Raw genomic sequence first — 22,809 nt, forward strand, 5'->3', positions numbered from 1 at the left:
CCCTTACGGGTAGGGCAGCCCCTACGGGGAGGGCAGCCCCTACGGGGAGGGAGACCCTTACGGGTGGGGGTGCCTCTCGTGGTGGGGTGGGGCGGCGGGCGACCCTGGTGGTCGGGGGGCAGTGGGGGGACGAGGCCAAGGGCAAGATCTCCAGTTACCTCGCGCTGCGCGACGACCCCGCCGTGGCCGTCCGGGCCGGGCTCGGGCCCGGTGCCGGGCACACCGTGCGGTATCAGGGCCGGACCATGAAACTGCGGCAGATCCCCAGCGCCGTCATCAACCCCCGCACCCGGCTGCTCCTCGGCGCCGGGGTGCTGATCCGGCCCGAGGTGCTGCTCGCCGAGATCGAGGCGACCGGTGCCGGGGAGCGGATCGGCGTGGACTTCCGGGCGACCGTCATCGAACCCGGCCACATCGAGGCGGAGGCCGCCGACGCCGGGCTGACCGACACCGTGCGGTCCACCGGCAGCGGGCACGGTCCGGCGTTGGCGGCGCGCGCCATGCGGTCGGCCCGACTGGCCCGGGACGTACCGGAGTTGGCGCCCTATCTGACCGACGTCACGGCCGAGGCGAACGCCGCCGTCGACGCCGGGACGGGCGTTCTGGTCGAGGGCACCAACGGGTTCGGCCTGTCCGTCCTGTACGGCACCTACCCGTACACCGTGGGCAAGGACTCGACGGCGTCCTCCACGCTGGTCGACGCGGGGCTCGGGCCGCTCGCCGTGCAGGACGTCGTCCTCGTCTTCCGGGTCATGCCCACCCGGGTCGGGGCGGGCCCCTTCCCCACCGAGATCGACGAACGGGAGGCCGAACGCCTCGGCGTCGTCGAGTACGGCACCGTCACCGGGCGACGGCGCCGGGTGGGCCGTTTCGACATGGACCTGGCCCGCGAGGCGGTGCGCGTCAACCGGCCGTCCCGGATCGCCCTCACCTTCCTCGACCAGGTCGACCCGGCGGCGGCCGGGCTGAACGACGGTGAACTCCCGGACGCGGCACGGGTGTTCGTCAAGTCCGTCGAGGAAGGGCTCGGGCGTCCCGTCGATCTGATCGGCACCGGACCCGACACCGAGCATGTCATCGACCGTTGGACCACCCCGGGAGGCACCCCGTGAACGCGACCCCCACCTGGCGGCGCAGCAAGCTCCTCACCATCGGCTGGCAGGACGCGGGGCTGATGCTCGACGCGCTGGCCTCGGCGGTGCGGGGGGCCGGGTTCGCGCCCACCGTCATCGCGGGCATCGCCCGTGGCGGGCTGCCTCCCGCGGTCGCGCTGTCCAACCTGCTCGACGTCACCGACTTCCGCATCCTCGGCATCCCCCGCAACTCGGGCAACGGCCGTTACAGCGAACGGGGTGAGGCGCGGCTCGACTATGTGGTGCCGGAGGGGTCCCTCGCCGGGGAGCGGGTGTTGATCGTCGACGACATCATGGGCGACGGCGGCACGATGGCTCTGGCCGAGCGGACGGTGCGGGGGCTGGGGGCGGCGGAGGTGCGGTCGGCGGTCGTCGTCCGGAACGTCGGCTCGCGTTCCCTTCCCGACTTCTTCGCCGTCGAGGTCGATGACTGGACGGTGTTCCCATGGGAGGAACAGCCCGATGAGGGGCGGACTACGGGGGCCCTCCGGGCGGGGGTGCCGCGAGGGGCGGGGCGTTGACGCCGGGGGCGCCCCTAGGGGGCGGGTCGATGCCGGGTGGTGGGGCCGGAGTGCCCCTAGGGGGCGGGTTGACGCCGGGTGGTGGGGCGGGCGTGCCCCTAGGGGGCGGAGTGACACCGAGTGGTGGGGCGGGCGTGCCCCTAGGGGGCGGGGCGACGCCGAGTGGTGGGGCGGGCGTGCCCCTAGGGGGCGGAGGGTTGATGTCGGCTGACGGTTCGTGGGTGCCCCTAGGGGGCGGGTTGGCCCCGGGTGGTGGGGCGGCCTGCCTGGAGGGTGGTGGTTCCGTGGCTCCGGCCACCGTCGTTCTTGATCGGGATGGCACTCTGCTCGACTTCTACGAGATGTTCCATCGGTTCATCCTCGATCTCCATGCCGACGCCGGCATCACTCCGCCTCCTCGTGAGGAGATCGTGGGCTATCCCTACTGGACCTCGATCACCAGCGGTGACCTGCATATCGGTGCCGTGCGGGTTCGGGATCGGGTGGATGACGTCGTGCGTCGGTACATGGCCCACGGCACGCTCTACGCAGGGACCGTGGAGATGTTGACGGCCCTCGCGGCGACCGGGGTGCGGTTGGTGCTGGTCAGTTCGTGGATCGGCACGGTCGAGACGCGGGAGTTGTTGCGGGGGCAGGGGGTCGCGGGGTGTTTCGGGGCGGTATTGACGCGGGACGACCTCGCTGGGGCGGCGGGGGGTATGTCGGACGCCGACGTCAAAGTCGCCCTGGCCGGACGGGCGTTGGTGGAGGTGGGGCACCGGGGTGGGGAGCGGTTGTTTGTCGTGGGGGATACGGCGGCTGATGTGGCGTTGGGGCGGCGGCTGGGGGGTGGGGCGGTTGTCGTGGGGGTGCGGACGGGGAATGGGCGGATGTTTGAGGGTGCGGTGCGGGGGGTTGGAGGCGGTGAGGGGCCGGATGTTCTGTTGCCGTCCGTTGCGGGGTTGGCTTCGCTGGTCTTGGGGGGTGACGGGGGTGACGGGGGGTCGGCTTGGGGCAACCCCGCCCCCAAGGGCTCCCCCCTCCCTCCTCCCCCTTCCCCCCACCGAAAGGTTCCCCATGAGTAGGCCCAATGATGTTGGCGGTGTTGAAGGGTTCGGGAAGGTCGCCGGTGTTCCGGTGCCCGAGTTTCCGATCGTGGACGCGTATGGCCCTGACGGGCGGACCGCCTGGGCCGCTGACTGGCAGGCCCGCGTCTGGGCGATGGTCATCGCGCTCGGCATGAACGGCATCTGCCCCGCCAGCGAACTGCGCGACGCCGAGGAACGCGCCGAACCCGGCGCCTACCTCGCCGCCAGCTACTACGAACGCGTCCTCAACGGCATGGAGTTGGTGCTCAAGGAGCGCGGACTCCTCCCCGACGCATGACCCCCACGAACCCGGCCGCCCCGGACCCGGCGACCCCGGCCACACCCACGGCCCCCGCCGCCCCGGCCCCGGCGATACCCGCGACCCCAGCCACACCCACAGCCCCCGCCGCCCCCGACCCGCCGCCCGGCGATCCCGCACCCCCCACCGCCCTCGCCACCCCCACCACCCCCACCGCCCCCACCGCCCCCGGCGCCTCCCCCGCCCCCGCCTACCAAGTAGGCGACCCCGTGCGGGTGTTGGCCGGTGATCCGCCGCATCACACTCGGGCTCCCCGGTATGTACGGGGGCATGTGGGGGTCGTTCGGGGGGTGCAGGGGGCCTGTGCGGTTCCTGATGACGAGGCTCGGCGGGGGCGGCCTGTTCGGGTGCTGGTGGTGTACAGCGTGGGGTTCAGGGCCCGGGAGCTGTGGGGTGGGCAAGCGCGCGGGGCTCGGGACGAGGTGGTGTGTGATCTGTGGGAGTGCTATCTCGAACCTGCCTATACAGAACGGCAGTTGGCGCCTAGTGAGGAGACGTTCCGTGAGCGGTGAACACGTCGACGTGCCGGTGGCGGCGCGGGTGCGGCAGCTGGAGGCTCGGCTCGTCGCCGCCGGGCTGGTGACCGACGAGCAGCTCGACTCCATCCTGGAGCAGCACCTCTACCGGGCAACTCCCTTCAACGGGGCCCGGATCGTGGCCCGCGCCTGGATCGACGACGCCTTTCGCGCGCTGCTGCTGGCCGATGCCGACGCCGCCCTGGAGCAGCTGGGCCTGGGCGGGCTCCTCGCGCCGGACGAGCATCTGACCGTCGTGGCCAACACCGCCGACGTGCACAACGTCGTGGTGTGCACGCTGTGTTCGTGTTACCCGCTGCTCCTGCTGGGGCCCTCCCCCAGTTGGTACCGCAGTGATGCCTACCGGTCCCGGGTGGTCAGGGACCCGCGCGGGGTCCTGGAGGAGTTCGGCCACCACGTGCCGCCCGGCGTCGCCGTGCGGGTGTGGGACGCGACCGCCGAGGCCCGTTACATGGTCCTCCCCCGCCGCCCCGAGGGCACCGCTCATCTCGGTGAGGACGGACTGCGCGCCCTGGTCACCCGCTCGGGGCTGCTCGGCACCGCCGCCGTGTAGCCAGGCGGTCGGCACCAACTACCGGCCGGGCCCTCGGAGTTGTCCGAGAGAGGCCCGGCCGACGCGGGTCACGGCGCCGCGAACTCCGTTGTCGCGTCGAGGTAGTCGGTGGGGTCGGCGAGGCCGGCCTCACGGAAGGCCTCACGGCGTTCGTAGCAGGTGCCGCAGGTGCCGCAGTGCCGTTCGCCGCCCTTGTAGCAGGACCAGCTGATGGTCAACGGGGCCCCGAGACGGGTGCCGTGCGCGGCGATGTCGGACTTGGACCAGGTGATGAACGGCGCCTCGACGTTCGGCGTGGGGAAGCCCTCGTTGGCGACCGTGACCAGGTCGCTCAGTGCCGTGAGGAAGGCCGGGCGGCAGTCCGGGTAGATGAAGTGGTCCCCGGCGTGCATGCCGAGGGCGAGGGTGCCGGCCCGTTGCGCGACCGCCACCGACACCGCGACGTTGGCGAGCACGGCGTTGCGGTTGGGCACGACCGTGGCCCGCATCGACTGCTCGGCGTAGTGGCCGTCGGGGACGTTCACGGTGTCGTCGGTGAGCGCGGAACCGGTGAGCACGGCGCCGAACCCGCTGAGGTCGACGACATGATGGCGGGCGTCGTAGTGCGCGGCGACGGCCCGCGCCGAGTCGATCTCCTTGCTGTGCCGCTGCCCGTAGTCCACCGTGACGGCGATCAGCCGGTACCGCAGGGCCGCGTAGTGCGCCATCAGCGTGGTGGAGTCCATGCCTCCGGACAGCACCACCACTGCCGTGAACGGGTCGACACTGCTGTTCTCCTCCATGCGGAACCTCCGGTGGGGCCGGTAGCGGGCGGAACTCCCTCTCCCCACCAGCATCGGCCGACCGGCACGCCCCGCACATCTCGGACGGTGCCGAAGATCCCCGGGGCCGCACCCGAGAGGCGCCGCCGCCGGCTCCGAGACACCGGCGACGGCACCGCCGTTCAACTCCGTTGCAGAAGAACGTCGTTCAGCCCGGCCTGGGTTCAACTGCGGTCCGGGGAACGGCGGTCAGTGTGCGGCTCCGCTGGGGGCGGCGGGGCAGGCGCTGTCCGCGCCGACCTCCAGCATCGGGCCGACGCCCGGCACGCTGAGCAGCTCGGGGAAGTCGCGGCGGCCGGAGATGCCCAACTTGCGGTAGGCGCTGGAGAGATGGAGTTCGACGGTGCGGCGGGTGATCTCCAGGACCTCGGCGATCCGGCGGTTGGAGGTGCCGCGCGTGGCCATCAGGAAGATCTGGCGTTCGCGCTGGGTGAGGGTGAAGACGCCGCGCAGCGGGGTGTGCGGGGCGGGCTGCCGGTCGGCGGCGGCCAGCAGCGCCGTCGCCTGCTCCGCGACCGGCCGCGCCCCGCACCGGTGGGCCAGGCCGACGGCCGCCACCAGCGCGGTCACCGCCCGGTCGGGCTCGCCGTGGCGCATCAGCAGCGCCCCCAAGTCGGCCTGGGCGTGGGCCAGATCGAGGTCGCCGGCGCCGTCGCCGCTCTGGAGCAGCTCGATGGCCTCGCGCAGCAGCCGTTCGGCGCGGGGTCCGTCGTCGATCCGGGCCTGGGCGCGCAGGGCGCGGCCCAACTCCAGCGGCAGGTGCGACTTCTCGGCCAGTTGCAGCTGCTCGGCCGCCGCCGCGTCGGCCTCCGCGAGCAGGCCGCACTGCCACAGCCGGGCCACCCCGTGCCGCCGCCACGCCAGCAACGAACTGAGCCGGACGCCCCCCGAACTCGCCCTGCGCAGCAGGTCCTTGAGGTCGACGGCGGCGCCGTCCAGGTCCCCGGCGGCGGCCCGCAGCCCGGCCCGCGCCAGCAGGACGTCCCGGCAGAGCCAGCCCGGCTCCAGTTCGCCCGTGCAGCGCTGCGTCTCCAGGAGCTTCCACGCCGCGTCGCCATCGCCCAGCTCCGCGAGCAGCCCGGCCAGCAGGCCGACGGCGGTCATCCGCAACGGCACCGCGAGCCGTTGCTCCGGCGTGGGCAGCACCCGCAGCAGCTGTTCCAGGACGACGCGCGCGGTGTCCGGGCGGCCCTGGCCGAGCGCGATCAGCGCGTCGACGAGGAGCGCCGCGCCGTCCGGCCGCAACCGGTCCTCGGCGCCGGGCCCCAGGCTCTGCGCGCGGGCGGCGGCCTCCTCGTGCAGCCCGTTCTGCACCAGCACGATCAGCGCGAGCGGAACGGTCATGGGGTGCGGGGACGGGGTCCGCTCGAACCCGTCGAGCGCGCGCCGCGCCTGCCGCACCGCCTCCCCGCTGTCCCGGCCCGCCAGGTCGGCGAAGAGCGCCTTGAACGCGTCGACGGCCAGCACGATCGCGGGCCCGGCGGGCGGCGCTCCGGCCGGGCCGACGGCGTCGCCCGCCACCACCGCGTCCAGCAGCTCCACGCTGCGGTCGACGGTGGTCGCACACATCCCGTCGGCGACCCGGTGCAGCCGGTCCCAGCGCGCGAGCCCCGAGCCGGCCAGCGTGGCCCGGACGACGGCCAGCACCCGGGCCGTGGTCGCGGGGTCCGGCACGCTGGTGCGCAGCGCCCCGCCGAGCCGGTGCAGCAACGGGACCCGGGCGTCGTCGGTGCGCAGCTCGCGCAGGTTCGCCAGGGCCAGGTCGACGCCCGCCCGCCAGTCGGTCAGGAGCCGGATGTCGCAGGCCAGCAGGACGGCCCGCAGATACGATTCGCCGTTCGCGGTGCGCAGGGTGTGGTCGGTGAAGTGCAGCGCGGTGGCGTGGTCGTCGGCCCGTGCCGCGCCCCGGGCCGCCGCCAGCAGGACGTCGGCGGGCCAGGTGTCGTCGGACCGGACGCTGGCGGCGACCAGGTGCCGTGCGGTGCGCTGGATGGGGGCGCCGTGCCGGTGCAGATAGGCGGCGGTGCCGAGGTGGGCGGCGCTGCGGGCCATCGCCGTCGTCCCGCCGGCCAGCGCCTGGGCCAGCAGCGGGTGGCGCAGGGCGAGGGTGCCGTCGTCGGCGATGAACCCGAGCCGCACCAGCCGGTCGGCAGCGGCGAGGGTCTCCTCCAGGGTCAGACCGCTGAGGTCGGCCAGGAGCGGGAGGGCGTCCGGGTCGCTCTCGCCGGTGACGGCGATGAGGGTGACGACCTTCAGCAGGGCCGGGTCGACGAGGTTCAGGCAGCGGGCGGCGGCGTCGGCGACGGCGGGCAGCGCGGGCGCGTCGGCGAGCGTCAGCTCCTCCCACGCCGGGTGGCCCGCGCCGGTGCCCCAGCGCAGCAGCTCGGTCAGCAGCAGCGGGTTGCCCGCGGTGAGCCGGTGGCAGACGGCCACGCTCTCGGGGCGGGCGCGGCGGCCCAGGGCGCCCCTGGCGAGGTCGGCGCTCTCCTGCTCCGACAGTCCGTCGAGGACCAACTGCTCCATGCCATGCATCAGTTGGGCCAGCTCGGCGGGGGCGCGCGGGGGCCGTCCGCGCTGCGCCGAGACCGCCACGACCACCGGGAGCCGTGAACTCTCCTCCAGCACGCGGCGCAGGGCCCGCAGAGAGCCCGCGTCGGCCCGGCACACATCGTCCGCGGTCACCAGCAGCGGGCCCCGGCGGCCGGTCTCCGCGATCACGTCGAGGACGTCGGTGCCGGGTTCGGTGATCGGTCTCGCCCCGGTCACACCGTCGGGGTCGGTTATCTCGCATTTTCCCCACGGGCCCCCGATACCGCTTGATTTCAAGTCGACGACGGTGTACTGATGTTCACGCGCCGTCGCCTGAAATGTACGCAATAACGCGCTGCGCCCGACGCCGAATCCACCGGAGACAATCAGTCCGGTCGTTCCGTTCCCGGCGTCCTGTCGCAGCGAATTCTTCAGCGAGACCAGTTCGTTTCTCCGCCCGGCGAATCCCGGAGAACGTTGGTTGTCGGCGGGCATCTCATGCCTCCGTCTGTGGTGTGCGGATTGCGTGCCGCCCCCCGTTGTCCTCGGCGTTCGCAATTACAGCCCATTCCGCAGGCATATGGGAACAGTGCGAACCCGCCAATATGGCTTGAATGGGCCGCGCCAGAATTTTCCCGATACTCACCTACATGTGATCCTTCCTCATTCCTGAAAGAATCGCCAGGCGGGCAGGGAATGTTGCGCCACTGTTCGCCTCACGCTTTTCCATGCCTTGCACAAGAGATCACCGGTGGACGGACGCGAGTTCCCGGTATTTGTGACAGCCCGTCAATTCCCGTGCGGTGAACCGTACTTCGGCGTCCGACGGGAAGCGGCGCGGCGGCTCGGCGACGCCGACTCGATTTGCCGCAATCCCGTTAATCGAGCGGCCGGGTGGGAGTCGGCGGGCAAGCGGACAGGCAAGCGGGGCGGGAGGAGGGGTCGGCAAGGGGGCGTGACGGAGTCGACAACGGGTAAGCGGTCCCCGGGTACCCCTAGGGGTACCCGGCCCCCGACCCCGCACCCGACCCCCGTACACCCGGCTCCCGTACATTCGACCAGGCCAGAGGCTTGCGTCGATAGTTAGGCCAGCCTTACTCTAGTCAGTCGCACCACTACAGGGCACCGACCGTCACCCGGTCCGCCCGCGGCGAGCGCTCCACCGACGCAGCCTGGCCGTCCTCCCCCTCCCCCAGCGCGTTCAAGGGCCTGGGAGGCACCCGCAGCCGGAAACCGCTCACAGGACGGGCACGTGAATCACTCCTCCCTCGGTCTCTACGACCCTGCCCTCGACCACAGCGACTGCGGCGTCGGCTTCCTCACCCGCCTCGACGGCACCCCGAGCCACGACGTCATCCGCAAGGGCGACGAGGCGCTGCACGCCATCCCGCACCGGGGCGGTTCCTCCGCCGAGGGCGTGGGCGACGGCGCGGGGGTGAGCGTCGACCTCTCCGTGGAGTTCTTCAGCGCGCTCACCGGCGAGGAGCTGCGCGCCGGGCACTTCGGCGTCGCCAACTGCTTCGTGCCGGTCACCACCGGGCAGGACGCCGCCGTCGGGCAGGACGCCGCCGTCGGGCAGGACGCCGCCGTCGGGCTGGTCGCGCGGAGCATCGTCGAGCAGGGCTTCGAGATGCTGCTCGTGCGGGACGTGCCGGTGGACCACTCCGTCGCCCGCCCCGCCGCCGAGGCGTACCAGCTGCCCATCGTGCAGTGGATCTTCCGGGCGCCGGAGGGCTGGGAGCGGGCCGAGGTCGACGCCGCCGCGCACCGCGCGCTGCTCGCGATCGAGGCCGTCGCCTACGCCGACGACGCCTACGCCGGGCTGTACCCGCTGTCGCTCAGCGCGCGGACGCAGGTGCTCAAGGGGCGGCTCAACTCCGGCGAGATCATCCGGTTCTTCCGTGACCTGCTCGACCCGCGGCACTCGGTGCGGTCGCTGTACTTCCACACCCGGTTCTCCACCAACACCGAGCCGCACCCGACGATGGCACAGCCGTTCCGGCTCATGGCGCACAACGGCGAGCTGAACACCGACCGCAAGAACCGGCTGTCCGACGAGGCCCTCGCGCGCGCCCGCACCCGCAGCATCGTGCGGCCCCCCGGTCAGTCCGACTCCAGCCGCCTCGACCAGACGCTCCAGAGCCGGGTGTTCGACGACGGCCTCGACCTCGTCGAGGCGGTCGTCTCGCTCATGCCTCCGGCCTGGGAGAACGACCGCACGCTGCCCGTCGCCGTGCGCGACATGCTCGAACACTTCTCGCTGTACGAGGAGAAGAACGACGGTCCGGCCGCCGTCATCTTCAGCGACGGCGATGTCATCGGCGCCCGCCTCGACCGGCTCGGCCTGCGTCCGCTGCGCACCGTGGAGACCGCCGAGTACCTGATGGTGGCGTCGGAGGCCGGGCAGGTCGCCTTCCCCGACGACGAGGTCGTGCACCGGGGCCGGATCGAGGCCGGCGGCATGCTCGTCGTCGACCACCGCACCTCACGCGTGCTGCGCACCCGCGAGGTGCTGGACGTGCTCGCGGCCCGGCGGCCCTACTCCGAGCTGCTCGCGGCGGCCCGCGTCCACCTCGACGACCTGCCCGCCCCCGACTACTACCGGGGCACGACCACCCTCGGGTACGACGGTGACCTGAGCCTGGCCGGGCGGTACGTGGCGTACTCGCTGAACCAGGAGAGCTTCCGGTTCATGCTCGACCCGATGCTCGCCACCGGCTCCGAGCGGATCTCCGCGATGGGGTACGGCAACGCCATCAACGCGCTCAGCGACACCGAGGGCGGCATGGCGAAGTACTTCTCGCAGCGCTTCGCCCAGGTCACCAACCCACCGCTGGACAGCATCCGCGAGGCCGACGGGATGAGCATGCGGGTCGCGCTCGGCCCCAAGCCGGACGGCACCGGCAACACCAACGGCCGTCAGCTCGTGGTGAGTTCGCCGGTGCTCGGGCATCTCGACATGGTCCGGCTGCGGGACCAGCGGATCGTGCCGCTGAAGCGCTTCGACATGCTCTACACCCCGGTCGCGGGCGACGAGCGGGCCAACGCCGACGCGTTGCGGGCGGCCCTTGAGCAACTCCGCGACGACGTCGAGCAGTTCGCGGCCGAGGGCGGCGGGATCGCCGTGCTCACCGACCGGGCGATCTCCTCGACGCGGGCGCCGCTGCCGGTGATCCTCGCCGTGGCGCTGGTCAACCAGCGGCTGATCGAGACCGGGCTGCGGCTGCGGGTCTCGCTGGTCGCGGAGAGCGGCCAGCTGCTCTCGTCGCACCACGTGGCGACCGCGCTCGGCTTCGGCGCCTCCGCCGTCTACAGCCTCAGCGCCCGGCTGCGCGCCGAGGAGAAGTTCCCGAGCGCCCCCGCGCCCGCCGGTGAAGTCACCGAGACGGACCGGGCGTTGGCGAAGTTCCGCAAGGCCGCCGAGAAGTCGCTCGCCAAGACCATGGGCCGGGTCGGCCTGTGCACCGCCGAGAGCTACATCGGCGGCGAGTTCTTCGAGCCGAACTACCTCGACACCCGCGACGACGTCTTCGCGCAGGCCTTCCCGCACATGGACGCCCCGGTCGGCGGCGTCGGGTTCGCCCGCATCGCGCAGGCCACGACCGACTGGCACGAGCGGGCCCGCGCCGTCGAGAACGAGCAACAGGTGCCGCTGCTCGGCCTGTTCAAGGAACGTTCGGACGGCGCCGGGCACACCTTCGGCGTCACGGCCGTCCGGGGCTTCGGCGACATGACCGAGGAACGCCCGGAGTTCGGCCGGGACGGCGACCCGGAGGCGCTGCGGCTGCTCACCCTCGGCCAGCTCGACGACGCGTTCGGCATCAGCGACGCCGCCTACCGCAACACCGGGTACGACGCGCTCAGCGACGCCGAGATCGACGCGTTCCGGATCACCCCCGGATACCGCGCCTTCCTGCGCACGACACGGGAGGAACGTTCCCGCCGCCCGTCCGCGCTGCGGGACGTGCTCGCGCTGCCCGCCGACGTCACGGGGCTGCGCACCCCGGAGGACTTCGCGCGGGAGCTGGGCCGCTTCTCGACCACCGGCAACGCCAGCGTCACCGTGCGCGGCGTCGTCGCCACCGTCACGCCGGGCGCCGGGGAGACGGCGGAGTCCGCGGAGACGGCCGAGTCGGTGACGGCCCGGCTGCAACTCGCCTCGCCCGACGCCGAGTTGCACGCGGCGCTGGCCGCCGGGCTCGCCCTCGCCCACCCCGGCGAGGTCGAACTCCTGGAAACGGGGGCCGACTTCGTCACCGTCACCGCGTCCGGCACCGCCGCCCGGCTGCTCGCCCTGCTCGACCACGCGCCGGCCAGCGTGCCGCTCGTGGATGTGCAGCCCGCGCACGAGATCACCCGCTCGCTGGCGTCCGGCGCGATGAGCCACGGCGCGCTGGTGGCGACCGCGCACGAGGCCGTCGCGCACGGCGCGAACATGGTCGGCGCGATGTCCAACAGCGGCGAGGGCGGTGAACACCGGTCCCGTTACGGGACGTTGCGGGGTTCGCGGATCAAGCAGTTCGCGTCGGGCCGGTTCGGGATCTGGGCCGGTTATCTCGCCGATCCGATGCTCCAGGAGCTGGAGATCAAGATCGGGCAGGGCGCGAAGCCGGGCGAGGGCGGCCAGTTGCCCGCGCCGAAGGTCACCGTCGACATCGCGGCGGCGCGCGGCGGCACCCCCGGCATCGAACTCATCTCGCCGCCCCCGCACCACGACACGTACTCCATCGAGGACTTGGCGCAGCTCATCCACGACTGCAAGGCCGCCCGGGTGCGGGTGATCGTGAAGCTGGTGTCCTCGGAGGGCATCGGCACCATCGCGGTCGGCGTCGCCAAGGCGGGCGCGGACGTCATCAACGTCGCCGGGAACACCGGCGGTACGGGTGCGGCGGCGGTCACCAGCCTGAAGTACGCGGGCCGTTCGGCGGAGATCGGCATCGCCGAGGTGCACCAGGCGCTGGTCGCCAACGGGCTGCGCCAGAAGGTCGTCCTGCGCTGCTCCGGCGCCCACCAGACCGGCGGCGACGTCGTCACCTCGGCGCTGCTCGGCGGCGACAGCTTCGAGTTCGGGACGACCGCGCTGATGATGCTGGGCTGCGTCATGGCGAAGAACTGCAACGTCAAGTGCCCGGCGGGGCTGACCACCAACCCCGAGGCGTTCGAGGGCGACCCGCGCGCGCTGGCGCAGTACCTGCTCAACATCGCGCACGACGTCCGCCAGATCCTCGCCCGCCTCGGCCTGCGCTCCCTGCGCGAGGCCCGCGGCCGCACCGATCTGCTCCAGCTCCTCGACCACCCGGCCAGCGTGGGCCGCCTCGACGTGCGCCGGCTGCTCGCCCGCGTGCCCGAGAAGACCGTCGCCGACCCGGAGTACCTGGAGAAGGACTTCACCACCGACGACGCCCTCATCAGCCGCGTCCGCACCGCGCTCCTGGAGCGCCGCGAGCCGTCCCTGCTCGTCGAGGGCGTCCCGCTGCGCAACAGCGACAAGTCGGTGGGCGGCCAGCTCTCCATCGACATCGAGCGACTCCTCAACCACCTGCGCAACGACGACGAGTTGACCGACGGTGACCTCGCCGCCGCCCCCGCCGTCACCCGCGACGAGCGCGGCCGCAGCCGCCTGGTCGACGACGCCGTGCGCATCCGCACCACCGGCTCGGCCGGTCAGTCCTACGGCGTGTTCTGCAACGACGGCATCACCCTCGAACACACCGGCACCGCCAACGACGGCGTCGGCAAGAGCCAGAGCGGCGGCCGGATCATCGTCCGCGCCCCCGGCGGCGGCAGCACCGAACGCGGCGGCAACGTCCTGGTCGGCAACTTCGCGCTGTTCGGCGCGACCGGCGGCCGCACCTTCGTGCAGGGCGAGGCCGGTGACCGGTTCGCCGTGCGCAACTCCGGCGCCACCGCCGTCGTCGAGGGTCTCGGCGACTTCGGCTGCGAGTACATGACCGGCGGCACCGTCCTCAACCTCGGCGGGTTCGGCAAGGGCCTCGGCAACGGCATGAGCGGCGGGTTCCTCTACCAGTACGACCCCACCGGCGAGGTCCGCGACCGGGTCAGCGCCGACTCCCTGCTGGTGTTCCCGGTGACCGACACCGCGCACGGCGCCTTCCACGAGGAGGCCGTCCGGCTGCTGCTGACCTGGCACCTGGAGGCCACCGGTTCCCCGCTCGCGGCCCGCCTGCTGGAGAACTGGGAGGCCGAACGGCAGTACGTGTACGGCGGAATGCCGCGCGCCCTGCTCCTCTACCAGGACGCAGGCGAGATCCTCGCGGCGGCGACCCGCGCCGAACTCCTCGACGAGTTGGCGACGTCGGTCGCGACGGACAAGCTCCGCTCGTTCAAGGTCGACTACCGCGACCGGCGCACCGTGCTCGGCGGCCGGGCCCCGGCCCTCGGCGACCGGGGCGACGCCGACATGTTCTCGCTGCTGTCCTCGTACACGGTGCTCGGCGCCGCGCAGGACCTCGCCCTGGAACGGGTGCCGGGCGCGAGCGGCCCCGACGATCCGCGCGTCGCCGCCGCCGTCCGCAACCTCGTCCTCACCGAGGACTTCTTCGTCAAGCAGCGCGTCGTGAAGTACCTGCGCGGCACGCTGGAGCGGTTCGGCGACGACGAGTTGGCGACGCTGATCGCGATGAAGCGCCTCGACGACTACAAGCGCGCCCTGCGCCAGCGCAACAACCTCAGTGTGGACGCGCCCGGCACCTACGGCTGGATCATCCACCAGACCACGAAGAACGCCGGACGCGCCCGCGCCGCCCGTTTCGACGAGCTGCTCGCCGGTGCCGCCCTCGACGACCTCGCCGCCCGCCACGCCCCGCAGGCCCCGACCGAAGCGGTGACCCCGTGACCCTGACACCCCCTACGGGTTCCCTGATACCGGCCGACGCGCCGTTCTCCGCCGAGCAGGAGGCCTGGCTCGCCGGGTTCCTGGCCGGGGTGGCCGCCGCCGGACGCCGGGACGCCGCCGCGGGCGACGCGCCCACGGCCACGATCGACGTGCTGTTCGGCACCCAGACCGGCAACGCCGAGTTCCTCGCGGACGAGGTCGCGGCGGGGGCGCGGGCCCGGGGCATGGCCGGGAAGGTCGCCGCCCTCGACTCGGTCACGCCGGACCAGCTCGCCACGATGTCCCACGTCGTCGTCATCACCTCCACCTACGGCGAGGGCGAACTCCCGGACAACGCGGGCCTGTTCTGGGAGGCGTTGCAGTCCGACACCGCGCCGCGCCTCGAAGAGCTGCGGTACGCGGTGCTCGGTCTCGGCGACCGGGGCTACGACGACTTCTGCCAGGCGGCGAAGCTCATCGACACCCGTCTGGAACAGCTGGGCGCGGCCCGCCTCCAGGACCGCATCGACTGCGACGTCGACTTCGAGGAACCGGCGGCGGCCTGGACGGCGACGGTGCTCGACCGGTTGGCGGCGGAGACGGGAGCGGGCGCCGGTACGGGTGCCGGGTCGGCCGCAGGTCCTACGGGTACTGGGGGTACTACGGGCACCGCCTCCGGTCCCACCCGTTCCGCCTGGAACAAGCGCAACCCGTACCCCTCACGGCTGACGGCGAACAGGCTGCTGACCTCGCCGGACAGCGCGAAGGAGGTGCGGCACTACGAGTTCGACCTCGGCGACAGCGGCATCACCTACGGGGCGGGCGACGCGCTGGCCGTCGTTGCGGAGAACGACGACCGGCTGGTCACAGAGCTGCTGGCGCACCTGGGCACGACCGGCGACGAGGAGGCCGAGGGCCGCCCGCTGACCGAGCTGCTGCGCACGGCCCGCGAGATCCGCACCCCGTCCAAGGACCTGATCGCCGACCTCGTCGAACGCTCCCCGGCGAGCGAGCTGGCCGCGGTCGTGGCCCACGGCGACCGCTCCGACCTGGAGTCCTGGCTCTGGGGCCGGGACATCCTCGACCTGCTCAGGGACGCCGGCGACGCGGCCCCCGGGTGGGCCGAACTCCTGCCGTTCCTGCGGCCGTTGCAGCCCCGCCAGTACTCCATCTCGTCGAGCCCGCTCGCCCACCCGGGCAGCGTCCACCTCACCGTCGCGTCGGTCAGGTACGCCACGGCACAGCGCGGCTACGGCGGCGTCGCGTCGACGTACCTCGCCGACCGGGTGGGCGAGGACGCGAGCGTCGGCCTGTTCGTGCAGCCCAACGCCGCCTTCAGCGTCCCGGCGGACGACGACGCCCCGATGGTCATGATCGGCCCCGGCACCGGCGTCGCCCCGTTCCGCGGCTTCCTGCACGAACGTGCCGCGCGGGGCGCCGGGGGCCGCAACTGGCTGTTCTACGGCGACCAGCACCGCGCGACCGACTTCGTCTACCAGGACGAGCTGACCGACCTGCGCGAACGCGGCGTCCTGACCGAGCTGGACCTCGCGTTCTCCCGCGACCAGGCCGAGAAGATCTACGTCCAGACCCGGATGCGCGAACGCTCCCGCGAGCTGTACGCGTGGCTGGAGGAGGGCGCCCACGTCTACGTCTGCGGCGACGCCTCCCGCATGGCCAAGGACGTCGAGACGGCCCTCCTGGACGTCGTCGCCGAGCAGCGCGGCCGGGGCGGCGACGACGCGGCGGAGTACCTCGCCGACCTCCGCCGGGCCAAGCGCTACGTACGGGACGTGTACTGACGATGAGCGCCCACGACCCCAACTCCCCTGACGTGGCCTGCGCGTTCGCGGGCTGCTGCGCCCGCCGCAGCACCCGGGTCCGGCTCATCGACCCGCGCGTACCGGAGTTGGCCCGCTCCCTGACCCTCTTCCAGTACGTGCAGGCGGTCACCGGCGGCCGGGTCGCCCATATCGACCAGGCGGGCAGCTACGCGCCCCCGACCCTGCGCGGCGAGGCGTTCACCGTGCACCCGGGTGAGATCACGCTGCGGGTGGACGGCGCCGGGATCGACGCGGCGGTGGTGACGCGCGACGCCGAGGACACGGTCGCGGTCCATCTCCTCGACCACCAGGGCCGAACGATCCACCGGGGCCGCCTGCTCTCGGAGGGCGACCGCCTCCTGGCCGGCCTGACCGACACGATCGAGGCGGGGACGACGCCGACCGCGCCGCCCGCGCCGCCCGCCGTCCCTCCGTGGGAGAACGGCGACCAGCTCACCCAGCTCGACGCGATCCTCACCGACGGCGGCCTCGCGCGGCGCGCGGAGTTCCACAACTACCGCGCGGAGCACCGGGAGATCGCGCTGGACGTCGTCCCGGCCGTCCTCGACCACGTCTGCTCGGTGGGCCTGCCGATCGGCGTGGGGGTGTTCGCCCCGTCGGTGATGCAGGCGAGCTACGGCCCGGTCCATGTCACCGACCGCACCCTCGGCGGCCGCGTCTTCGCCGCCCTGGCCCACAGCTCCGTGGAGTTCGACCTCACCGCCGTGCACGCCTGCCACCTGGTCCGCTCCACGGCGGCCCACGGACCGACGTCAGCCCTCGAACTCGACGACGAGGAAGGCCGTTGCGTCGCGGTGATCACACAGTTCGGGATGGTCGGGGCGGATGTGCACGGGGCGTGGGAAGACTTGGCGAGTTCCCTGCCGGACGCGTGAACGGCCGTGTGACGCACGCCGGTTGACCCGGTAACGGGCGGTGCCCCCGGACCCTGGGGGAAGTCCGGGGGCACCAGAACAGGGGGCTCGCCTGTACCTTCGGGCTCACCGGCCCGGTAGGGCTACGGGTGCTACTGGAACTGCCAGACGGACGCGCCGATCGACCAGCCTGCGGGGCCCCGGCCGTCCTCGTAGACGCGGGCCTCGAACACCGCGTCGGCGGGTATCTGCGTGCAGACGTCGGTGCCGGGCCACGGGTTGGCGACCGCCGGCCACTGCTCGCAGGTGATCTTCCGGACCGGCTGCGCGCCGACCTTCCAGCGGAACTTCGACGGGTTGACGGTCGGGCAGGCGCCGTCCTTCTTGTAGTTGACGGCGACGTAGGCGCTGTAGCGACGGTTGTCCGTGAGCTGGGTCCAGCCGGACTCGTTCTCCGTGTACACGCACAGCCGGCGTCCCGACACGGCCTCGGCCGGAGCGGCCGTGACCACTCCGACGCCGACGCCGAGCATGCCGAGGGCGAGGGTGCCGAGCGCGGCCTTACGAAGCGTCGACTTCGGGGGTGAGAAGCGCATAGGGGATCTCCTGTGGGGGGATGAGCAGAAGTTTTCCGGGACACACATTAGGTAATCGATCCCTCCCGAAAACTCAAATAAAGCTCAATAAATCAGCCGTCAGGTAATGGTCAGAATAACCCCTACCCCTATCTTCGAGAAAGAATTGTTCACGCTCCGGTCCGGAGTGACAAACAACCCCGGCCACCCCACAATAAGCCGCACGGACCCACCCGCCCCCACCCGCCGGACCAGGCACGACACCGCACACGAGGACCCCGCCGACCGGCCCCGCACCCGCCCCGAGTAAGAACGGGGAAACCGGGAACGAGCCCAGCACCGGGAAGGGGAGCGGCTCCTCGAACCCCGGGCGACCGAATACCGGACGGACCGAATACCATCGGGCCCACACGGCCATAAAGCCGTCACGACCACCGCACCTTCACGCCAAGGGGAAATTCACGTGTCGTTGACCACCTGCCGTCTCGCGGCAGCATCCTTGACGCTCGCGGCCGCGCTGGTCGGCGCGGCGGGCGCCGCCCCGGCGCTGGCGAGCACGCTCCCGCTCACCTCGACGGCCCGGACGTCGTCCACCGCGCCGAGCCCGACGAGCTTCGTCGACCTGCCGACGCAGCCCCTCCCGGCGGCCGGCCGGTCGCAGACGTTCACGGTGTCCTACCGCAACGACACGGCGGCCGACCAGACCGTGGCCCCGCAGGTCCTGGTGGAGTCCCCGGACGCCGGCCCGTTCCTGACGCCGTCGGACATACGGCTGGAGCAGGCCGGCCAGGACGGCACCCTCACGCCGGTGACCGTCGGCAGCCAGACCGGCACCCTCTTCACCGACCTCACCTCCGCCGAGCGCACCCTCCACCCGGGCGAGACCCTCACCCAGCAGTACCGCATCACGACGACGACCCCCACAGCCACCGGCACCCTCCACCCCCGCACAGCCCTCTACAACTGACCCCACCCTGAAACGCCCCTCCCCAACTCCCCCGCACCGGGCCCGTGTTGAACGGGTCCCGAACGCCGGGTGCGGGGAGGGGCGTTGGGGTGTACGGGGGTCGGTGGCGCCCGGGGCGGAAATCCGGGGCGCGGTGTTCACCTATTTCTCGCCACGCACCCCCGCCTTTCGGCCACACACTCTGTCGAATTCGCCGTACTTCTTTGCGGGAAGTCGTCGGAACGGGTGATTCTGGCGTCATTTCGGCTGACACGGCCGTTAGCCTCAGCTGGAGCAACCGGCCCGTGTGCATGCGTTCGGGCCGCCCGCCGCGACGAAGACAAGTGAGGCAGAGCGCTTTCTCATGGCTGATTTCGATTCCACTCGGATTCTGATCTACGCGTTCAGCTACGCCGAACAATTGCTGGAGGAGGTGTCGTACCTTCGGTACTCGGCCGAGCGCAGCCTCTGTTTCCTGTGGGACCTCCGCGACCCGTCGGTGCGGATGATCGCCATCACGTCGGAACCCGTGGACCCCTACACGCTCGACTACCACTTCCGTGACGTCTTCCGGTTCGACGACCGCATGATCGAGAGCGCCCGTGAGCGGCTGACCCTGCTCACCCCCGACGCGCACCGGCCGGGCCCGCTCGACGACCAGGTCCTCGGCGACGGACGGCTCGTCGAGGCGCTGCGGAGCGCCGCGCAGGACAGCGCGCACACGACCATCGTCCACTTCATGGCCTCCGACTCCCTCGACACACTGGCCCGCGAGGTCGGCGCCGGCCTCGAAGAGGGCCACCAGGAGTTCGTCAACCGCTGGGGCAGCAAGTCCGGGGGCAAGCAGATCCTCGTGACCGCCCATGTCGAGGTCCCCGACGGGTCGTTCGAGGAACTGCACAGCGAAGAACCGGTGATCCAGCAGGTCGCGCGGCTCGCCACCGGCCCGCTCCAGGCGCGGCACGCCATGGTGAAGCTGAGCGCCAGCACCTACGCCGCGTCGATCGGCAACGTGCTGATCGACTGCGACAAGTTCGCCGGCACCGGGGACCTCCTCGCGGCGGCCGAGGTGATCCGGATGCCCGCCGAGGCCTTCTACCGCGAACTCGCCGAGGGCGGCGCGATCGTGGAAGAGTTCGTGGAGAACATCACCTCGTCCCCCAGCGGGCTCGGGCACATCGGCGCGGACGGCACCGTCAAGGTCGTCGCCAGCCATGACCAGGTGCTGTCGGGCGGCCAGTACTGGGGCTGCCGGTTCCCGGCCGAGGAGCGGTGGCGGCCCGCCATCGGCGACGCCGTCTCCCGCACCGGCGCGGTGCTGGCCCGACTCGGGCACCGGGGCACGTTCGGCATCGACTTCGTGGTCGCGGGCGACCGGGGTCCCCTCGCCGTGGAGATCAACCTCCGCAAGGTCGGCCCCAGTCACGCCCTGCGGTACGCCGAGGCGCTCGTCGGCCGGGAGGTCGGGGACGACGGGCTGCTGCGGCGGGGCGACGGCCAGCCGATGTGTTACGTGCACGGGCGGCTGCACGAGCCGGAGGCGCTCGGCAGGCTCGACCCGAGGACGGCCGTCGAACGGCTGCGCGCGGAAGGGTTGCTGTACCGGGAGGACAAGGGCGAGGGCGTGGCCCTGCATGTGCTCGGCGCCCTGACGGCCTGCGGTTTCGTCGAACTCACCGCGCTGGCGCCGACGTTCGAGGCCGCCGACGCCTACATCAAGGCGGCGGAAGCCTCCCTGATGGGCGACGCCGCCCGCGCCTGAGAGCGAGGGACGCCTGCGCTTGAGGGCGGGAGACGCCTGCCTTTGAGGGCGGGGGCGGCACCGGTTCGCGGAGCCGCCCCCTGGAGACGCCGAGGACTGAACTGCCCTGGTCCACCAGGGCCGTTCACCTCCCTCAAGCGGGACGCAGTGCCCGCTCGAAGGCCTCGACGATCCGCTCCGGTTCCTCCGTGCCGACGGAGATCCGCAGCATGTCCCGGTGCAGCCCCCTGGCCCGCAGGGCGGCCCGGCCCTGCTCCGTCGCGAGCAGGTCGTAGTGCGCGATGAAGATCTGCGGCGACGCCATCGTGAACTCGGCCCCGAAACTGGGGCCCTTGGCGACCGCGAGCCGGTCGTACACCTCCTCCAACGGCACTTTGAGGTCGACCAGGAGCAGGCCGCCGGGTGCGTCGGAACGGCGTTCTATCTTGCGGTAGTTGGCGGCGGACCGGGCGTCGTACGCCCAGCCGACGTGCCGGACGACACGGGCGTGCCGTTCCAGACAGGCGGCGAGGGCGAGGGTGTTGGCGTTCACCCGGTCCATCCGCCGGGCGTAGTCACGAATCCGGGCGGCCACCCGGGCGGTGTCGCGGTGGTAGGGCTCGTCACCGTGGCGCGGCAACTCGGCGCGGAGGTCGGCGGCGAAGGAGGAGTCCGCGCTGATGACGGCCGCTCCCATCAGGACGTCGGCCGACCCGGTGGCGTACTTGGTGAGGCTCTCGCAGACCACGTCGGCATGGGGCAGCACGTCGACGTTGTAGGGGGTGGCGATCGTCGCGTCGACGACCAGCGCGCAGCCGGCCCGGTCGGCGATCTCCCGCAGCGCCGGGATGTCCGGGGTGCGCAGGCTCGGGTTGCTCGGCACCTCGGCGATGATCCCGGCGAGTTCCCCGGCGTGCGCGTCGACGACACGGGCGATCTCCGCGAGGTCGAACGGGTCGGCCACGGTGGTGAGTTCGGCGTCGACGACCCGTTTCTCCAGCAGGCTCACGGTGTCGAAGAAGACCCAGCCGAGCTGGAGCCACCGACGGCGACCGCTCTCCCGTTGGATGGCGGAGAGCGCGGCGATGGTCGCCGCCACGGCGTTCATCCCGCTGTTGTGCAGTGACACATCGGCGGGTTCGCGGACACCGTAGGCGGTGGCGAGGACGGCTCTGACGGCGTCCGAGGGGGCGTCCGCCATCGTGGCCTCGGCCTGCCTGCCGTCGATCAGACCGGCGTCCAGCAGCACGTCCTCCGCCTCCCGCGAGGACAGGTGGCTGCCGGTGTGCTGGACGTACGCGCGGACCCGGGCGGCGGAGACGGCGTCGGCCGGGAGCCGCACCCCGTGCAGGCCACGCCGTTCGAACGCGGCCTCCGGCGAGAGCCCGGCATACTCGACGGCGGCCCGCGAGGCCCGCGCCGACCGGACCAGCACCAGCCCCTCACCCGCGCCGCCGCCTCGGACGTCGGCCGGGACACCGTCCGGGACGCCCTCCCGGACGAGGAGTTCCGCCACCCGCGTCACGTACGGGTGGGTGCGGAAGCGCGGGTACCCCCAGGAGATACGGCTGCGGGTGGCCGCGTCGCCCGACTCGTAGCCGATGACGGAATCGACGTCGGGGATCGAGACGGACACGGAGTGCACGGAGCCGGGGACGGGCCGGCCTGCGGCGATGTGCCGCAGCCCGTGCCCCGCCCCGACGGCCCCGACGTCCCCGGAGTCCCCGGGTCCCCCGAAGGTCTCCAGCGTCATGTGTCGAGACCGACCAGCCGCTGTACGCCGTCCCAGTAGCGCTCCACCAGGCCGAGGAACTCGAAGGCTCCCTCCTCGAACTCCGCGCGGGCCGTAGGTGATCCCACGTAGGGGGCGATCGCGTTGAAGACGGAGTTGCTGTGCCCCACCTCGACGTCGATGTGGAGCTGCCAGAAGTGGCGGACGTTCTTGCCGTACCCCTGGTTGGCGAGGCCGTCGTTGATCTTGGAGACCATGATGGACGACATGGTCTCGTCGGCGTACAGCGCGCCGAGGGCCTTGTGGATCGGCGACTCGGTGTACAGGACCCGGATTCCGTCGTTCAGCTGCTTGGTGACCTCAAGCGGCTCATAACGGTCGAGGTGTTCCTGCTCGATTCCCAGCCGGCCGAGGAATTCCGAGAAGAGCGTGCTGTGGGTGCGTTCCCCGCCGACTTCGTCGGCCACGTTCAGGATGATCTCCCGGAGGATCATCTCGTCCCGGGTCTTGATGGCCATCCCGGTGATGTAGAAGGGGAGATGGCGGAAGAAGTAGTAGCACTCGCTGTACATGAGGCGTTCTTGCTCGGCGGTCAGTCGCGTGCCGCGGTAGGCGTTCAGATACGGGTGCTCGACTCCGCGGTGTCCGGCGATATCGGCCAGCATGCCGTCCAGGTATTCCTTGATCGCCGGGTCCTGGACGGCTATCCGGCGCCGGATGCCCGGTTCGACGTTGTCGAAGTGGTCCCATACCGCGGTGCTGGAGTCCGGGGTGTTCAGTTCGGCCATGGTCGTCTCGCTTCC

Annotated in this window: 16 protein-coding genes; 11 read left to right on the top strand and 5 right to left on the bottom strand. The window is 72.1% G+C overall.

Going from position 1 to position 22,809, the window contains the following annotated elements; genetic code table 11:
* Positions 1 to 86 precede the first annotated feature (86 nt).
* From ACIQOU_RS08890 to ACIQOU_RS08915, 6 genes are all read left to right on the top strand, one after another.
* A complete protein-coding gene (locus tag ACIQOU_RS08890) occupies positions 87 to 1,112 on the top strand; it encodes an adenylosuccinate synthetase (protein WP_401535324.1) in 1,026 nt (341 codons plus the stop codon).
* The gene (locus ACIQOU_RS08895) at positions 1,109 to 1,654 is read left to right on the top strand and encodes a phosphoribosyltransferase (protein WP_401535327.1); all 546 of its coding nucleotides are present in this window, start codon (positions 1,109 to 1,111) and stop codon (positions 1,652 to 1,654) included. The genes ACIQOU_RS08890 and ACIQOU_RS08895 overlap by 4 nt, the downstream gene beginning before the upstream one ends.
* 284 nt (positions 1,655 to 1,938) lie before the next feature.
* Positions 1,939 to 2,718: an HAD family hydrolase gene (locus ACIQOU_RS08900; RefSeq protein ID WP_401535329.1), complete on the top strand. Its 780-nt coding sequence runs from the start codon at positions 1,939 to 1,941 to the stop codon at positions 2,716 to 2,718.
* Positions 2,719 to 2,770: 52 nt separating this feature from the next.
* Positions 2,771 to 3,019 carry a hypothetical protein gene (locus tag ACIQOU_RS08905; protein WP_401535331.1) on the top strand — a complete coding sequence of 83 codons (249 nt, stop codon included), beginning with the start codon at positions 2,771 to 2,773 and terminating at the stop codon, positions 3,017 to 3,019.
* A complete protein-coding gene (locus ACIQOU_RS08910) occupies positions 3,016 to 3,552 on the top strand; it encodes an SH3-like domain-containing protein (protein WP_401535333.1) in 537 nt (178 codons plus the stop codon). Before ACIQOU_RS08905 ends, ACIQOU_RS08910 begins: the two co-directional genes overlap by 4 nt.
* Positions 3,542 to 4,129 (top strand): nitrile hydratase subunit alpha, encoded by a 588-nt coding sequence (locus ACIQOU_RS08915; protein ID WP_401535336.1) that lies wholly within the window; start codon positions 3,542 to 3,544, stop codon positions 4,127 to 4,129. Before ACIQOU_RS08910 ends, ACIQOU_RS08915 begins: the two co-directional genes overlap by 11 nt.
* 68 nt (positions 4,130 to 4,197) lie before the next feature.
* Here ACIQOU_RS08915 and queC read toward each other — a convergent pair whose 3' ends face one another.
* On the bottom strand, positions 4,198 to 4,911 hold the full coding sequence (queC, locus tag ACIQOU_RS08920) for a 7-cyano-7-deazaguanine synthase QueC (RefSeq protein ID WP_401535339.1): 714 nt from the start codon (positions 4,909 to 4,911) through the stop codon (positions 4,198 to 4,200).
* A gap of 228 nt (positions 4,912 to 5,139) precedes the next feature.
* Positions 5,140 to 7,716, bottom strand: coding sequence for a LuxR C-terminal-related transcriptional regulator (locus tag ACIQOU_RS08925; protein WP_401535341.1), 2,577 nt, complete (start codon positions 7,714 to 7,716; stop codon positions 5,140 to 5,142).
* Positions 7,717 to 8,731: 1,015 nt separating this feature from the next.
* Here ACIQOU_RS08925 and ACIQOU_RS08930 point away from each other — a divergent pair.
* The 3 genes from ACIQOU_RS08930 to ACIQOU_RS08940 are packed head-to-tail and all read left to right on the top strand — an operon-like array spanning position 8,732 to position 17,033.
* Entirely contained in the window at positions 8,732 to 14,335 is a 5,604-nt protein-coding gene (locus ACIQOU_RS08930) for a glutamate synthase-related protein (RefSeq protein WP_401535344.1), read from the top strand.
* Positions 14,332 to 16,116, top strand: coding sequence for a sulfite reductase subunit alpha (locus tag ACIQOU_RS08935; RefSeq protein ID WP_401535349.1), 1,785 nt, complete (start codon positions 14,332 to 14,334; stop codon positions 16,114 to 16,116). Before ACIQOU_RS08930 ends, ACIQOU_RS08935 begins: the two co-directional genes overlap by 4 nt.
* Positions 16,117 to 16,118: 2 nt before the next feature.
* The gene (locus ACIQOU_RS08940) at positions 16,119 to 17,033 is read left to right on the top strand and encodes a hypothetical protein (protein WP_401535351.1); all 915 of its coding nucleotides are present in this window, start codon (positions 16,119 to 16,121) and stop codon (positions 17,031 to 17,033) included.
* A 131-nt stretch (positions 17,034 to 17,164) separates the two neighbouring features.
* On the opposite strand, the gene ACIQOU_RS08945 is transcribed toward ACIQOU_RS08940, so the two are convergent.
* Entirely contained in the window at positions 17,165 to 17,608 is a 444-nt protein-coding gene (locus ACIQOU_RS08945) for a hypothetical protein (protein ID WP_401535353.1), read from the bottom strand.
* A gap of 442 nt (positions 17,609 to 18,050) precedes the next feature.
* On the opposite strand from ACIQOU_RS08945, the gene ACIQOU_RS08950 reads away from it, so the two are divergent.
* A complete protein-coding gene (locus ACIQOU_RS08950; RefSeq protein ID WP_401535355.1) occupies positions 18,051 to 18,554 on the top strand; it encodes a signal peptide protein in 504 nt (167 codons plus the stop codon).
* Between the two features lie 343 nt (positions 18,555 to 18,897).
* Positions 18,898 to 20,295 (top strand): L-propargylglycine--L-glutamate ligase BesA, encoded by a 1,398-nt coding sequence (besA, locus tag ACIQOU_RS08955; protein ID WP_401535358.1) that lies wholly within the window; start codon positions 18,898 to 18,900, stop codon positions 20,293 to 20,295.
* Positions 20,296 to 20,428: 133 nt separating this feature from the next.
* Here the strand turns inward: besA and besB are convergent, their stop codons facing one another.
* Both besB and besC read right to left on the bottom strand, forming a co-directional pair.
* A complete protein-coding gene (besB, locus tag ACIQOU_RS08960; RefSeq protein ID WP_401535360.1) occupies positions 20,429 to 22,027 on the bottom strand; it encodes an L-2-amino-4-chloropent-4-enoate dechlorinase/desaturase BesB in 1,599 nt (532 codons plus the stop codon).
* Entirely contained in the window at positions 22,024 to 22,794 is a 771-nt protein-coding gene (gene besC / locus ACIQOU_RS08965) for a 4-chloro-allylglycine synthase BesC (RefSeq protein ID WP_401535362.1), read from the bottom strand. Before besC ends, besB begins: the two co-directional genes overlap by 4 nt.
* Positions 22,795 to 22,809 lie beyond the last annotated feature (15 nt).

This window comes from Streptomyces sp. NPDC091279 (assembly GCF_044757465.1).
In the GTDB taxonomy this organism is placed as follows: Bacteria; Actinomycetota; Actinomycetes; order Streptomycetales; family Streptomycetaceae; genus Streptomyces.

Bases quoted from the DNA above. Each gene is read 5' to 3' on its own strand.
- ACIQOU_RS08910 (WP_401535333.1), top strand. From the start codon at position 3,016: ATGACCCCCACGAACCCGGCCGCCCCGGACCCGGCGACCCCGGCCACA.
- queC (WP_401535339.1), bottom strand. From the start codon at position 4,911: ATGGAGGAGAACAGCAGTGTCGACCCGTTCACGGCAGTGGTGGTGCTG.
- ACIQOU_RS08940 (WP_401535351.1), top strand. From the start codon at position 16,119: ATGAGCGCCCACGACCCCAACTCCCCTGACGTGGCCTGCGCGTTCGCG.
- ACIQOU_RS08945 (WP_401535353.1), bottom strand. From the start codon at position 17,608: ATGCGCTTCTCACCCCCGAAGTCGACGCTTCGTAAGGCCGCGCTCGGC.
- besA (WP_401535358.1), top strand. From the start codon at position 18,898: ATGGCTGATTTCGATTCCACTCGGATTCTGATCTACGCGTTCAGCTAC.
- besB (WP_401535360.1), bottom strand. From the start codon at position 22,027: ATGACGCTGGAGACCTTCGGGGGACCCGGGGACTCCGGGGACGTCGGG.
- besC (WP_401535362.1), bottom strand. From the start codon at position 22,794: ATGGCCGAACTGAACACCCCGGACTCCAGCACCGCGGTATGGGACCAC.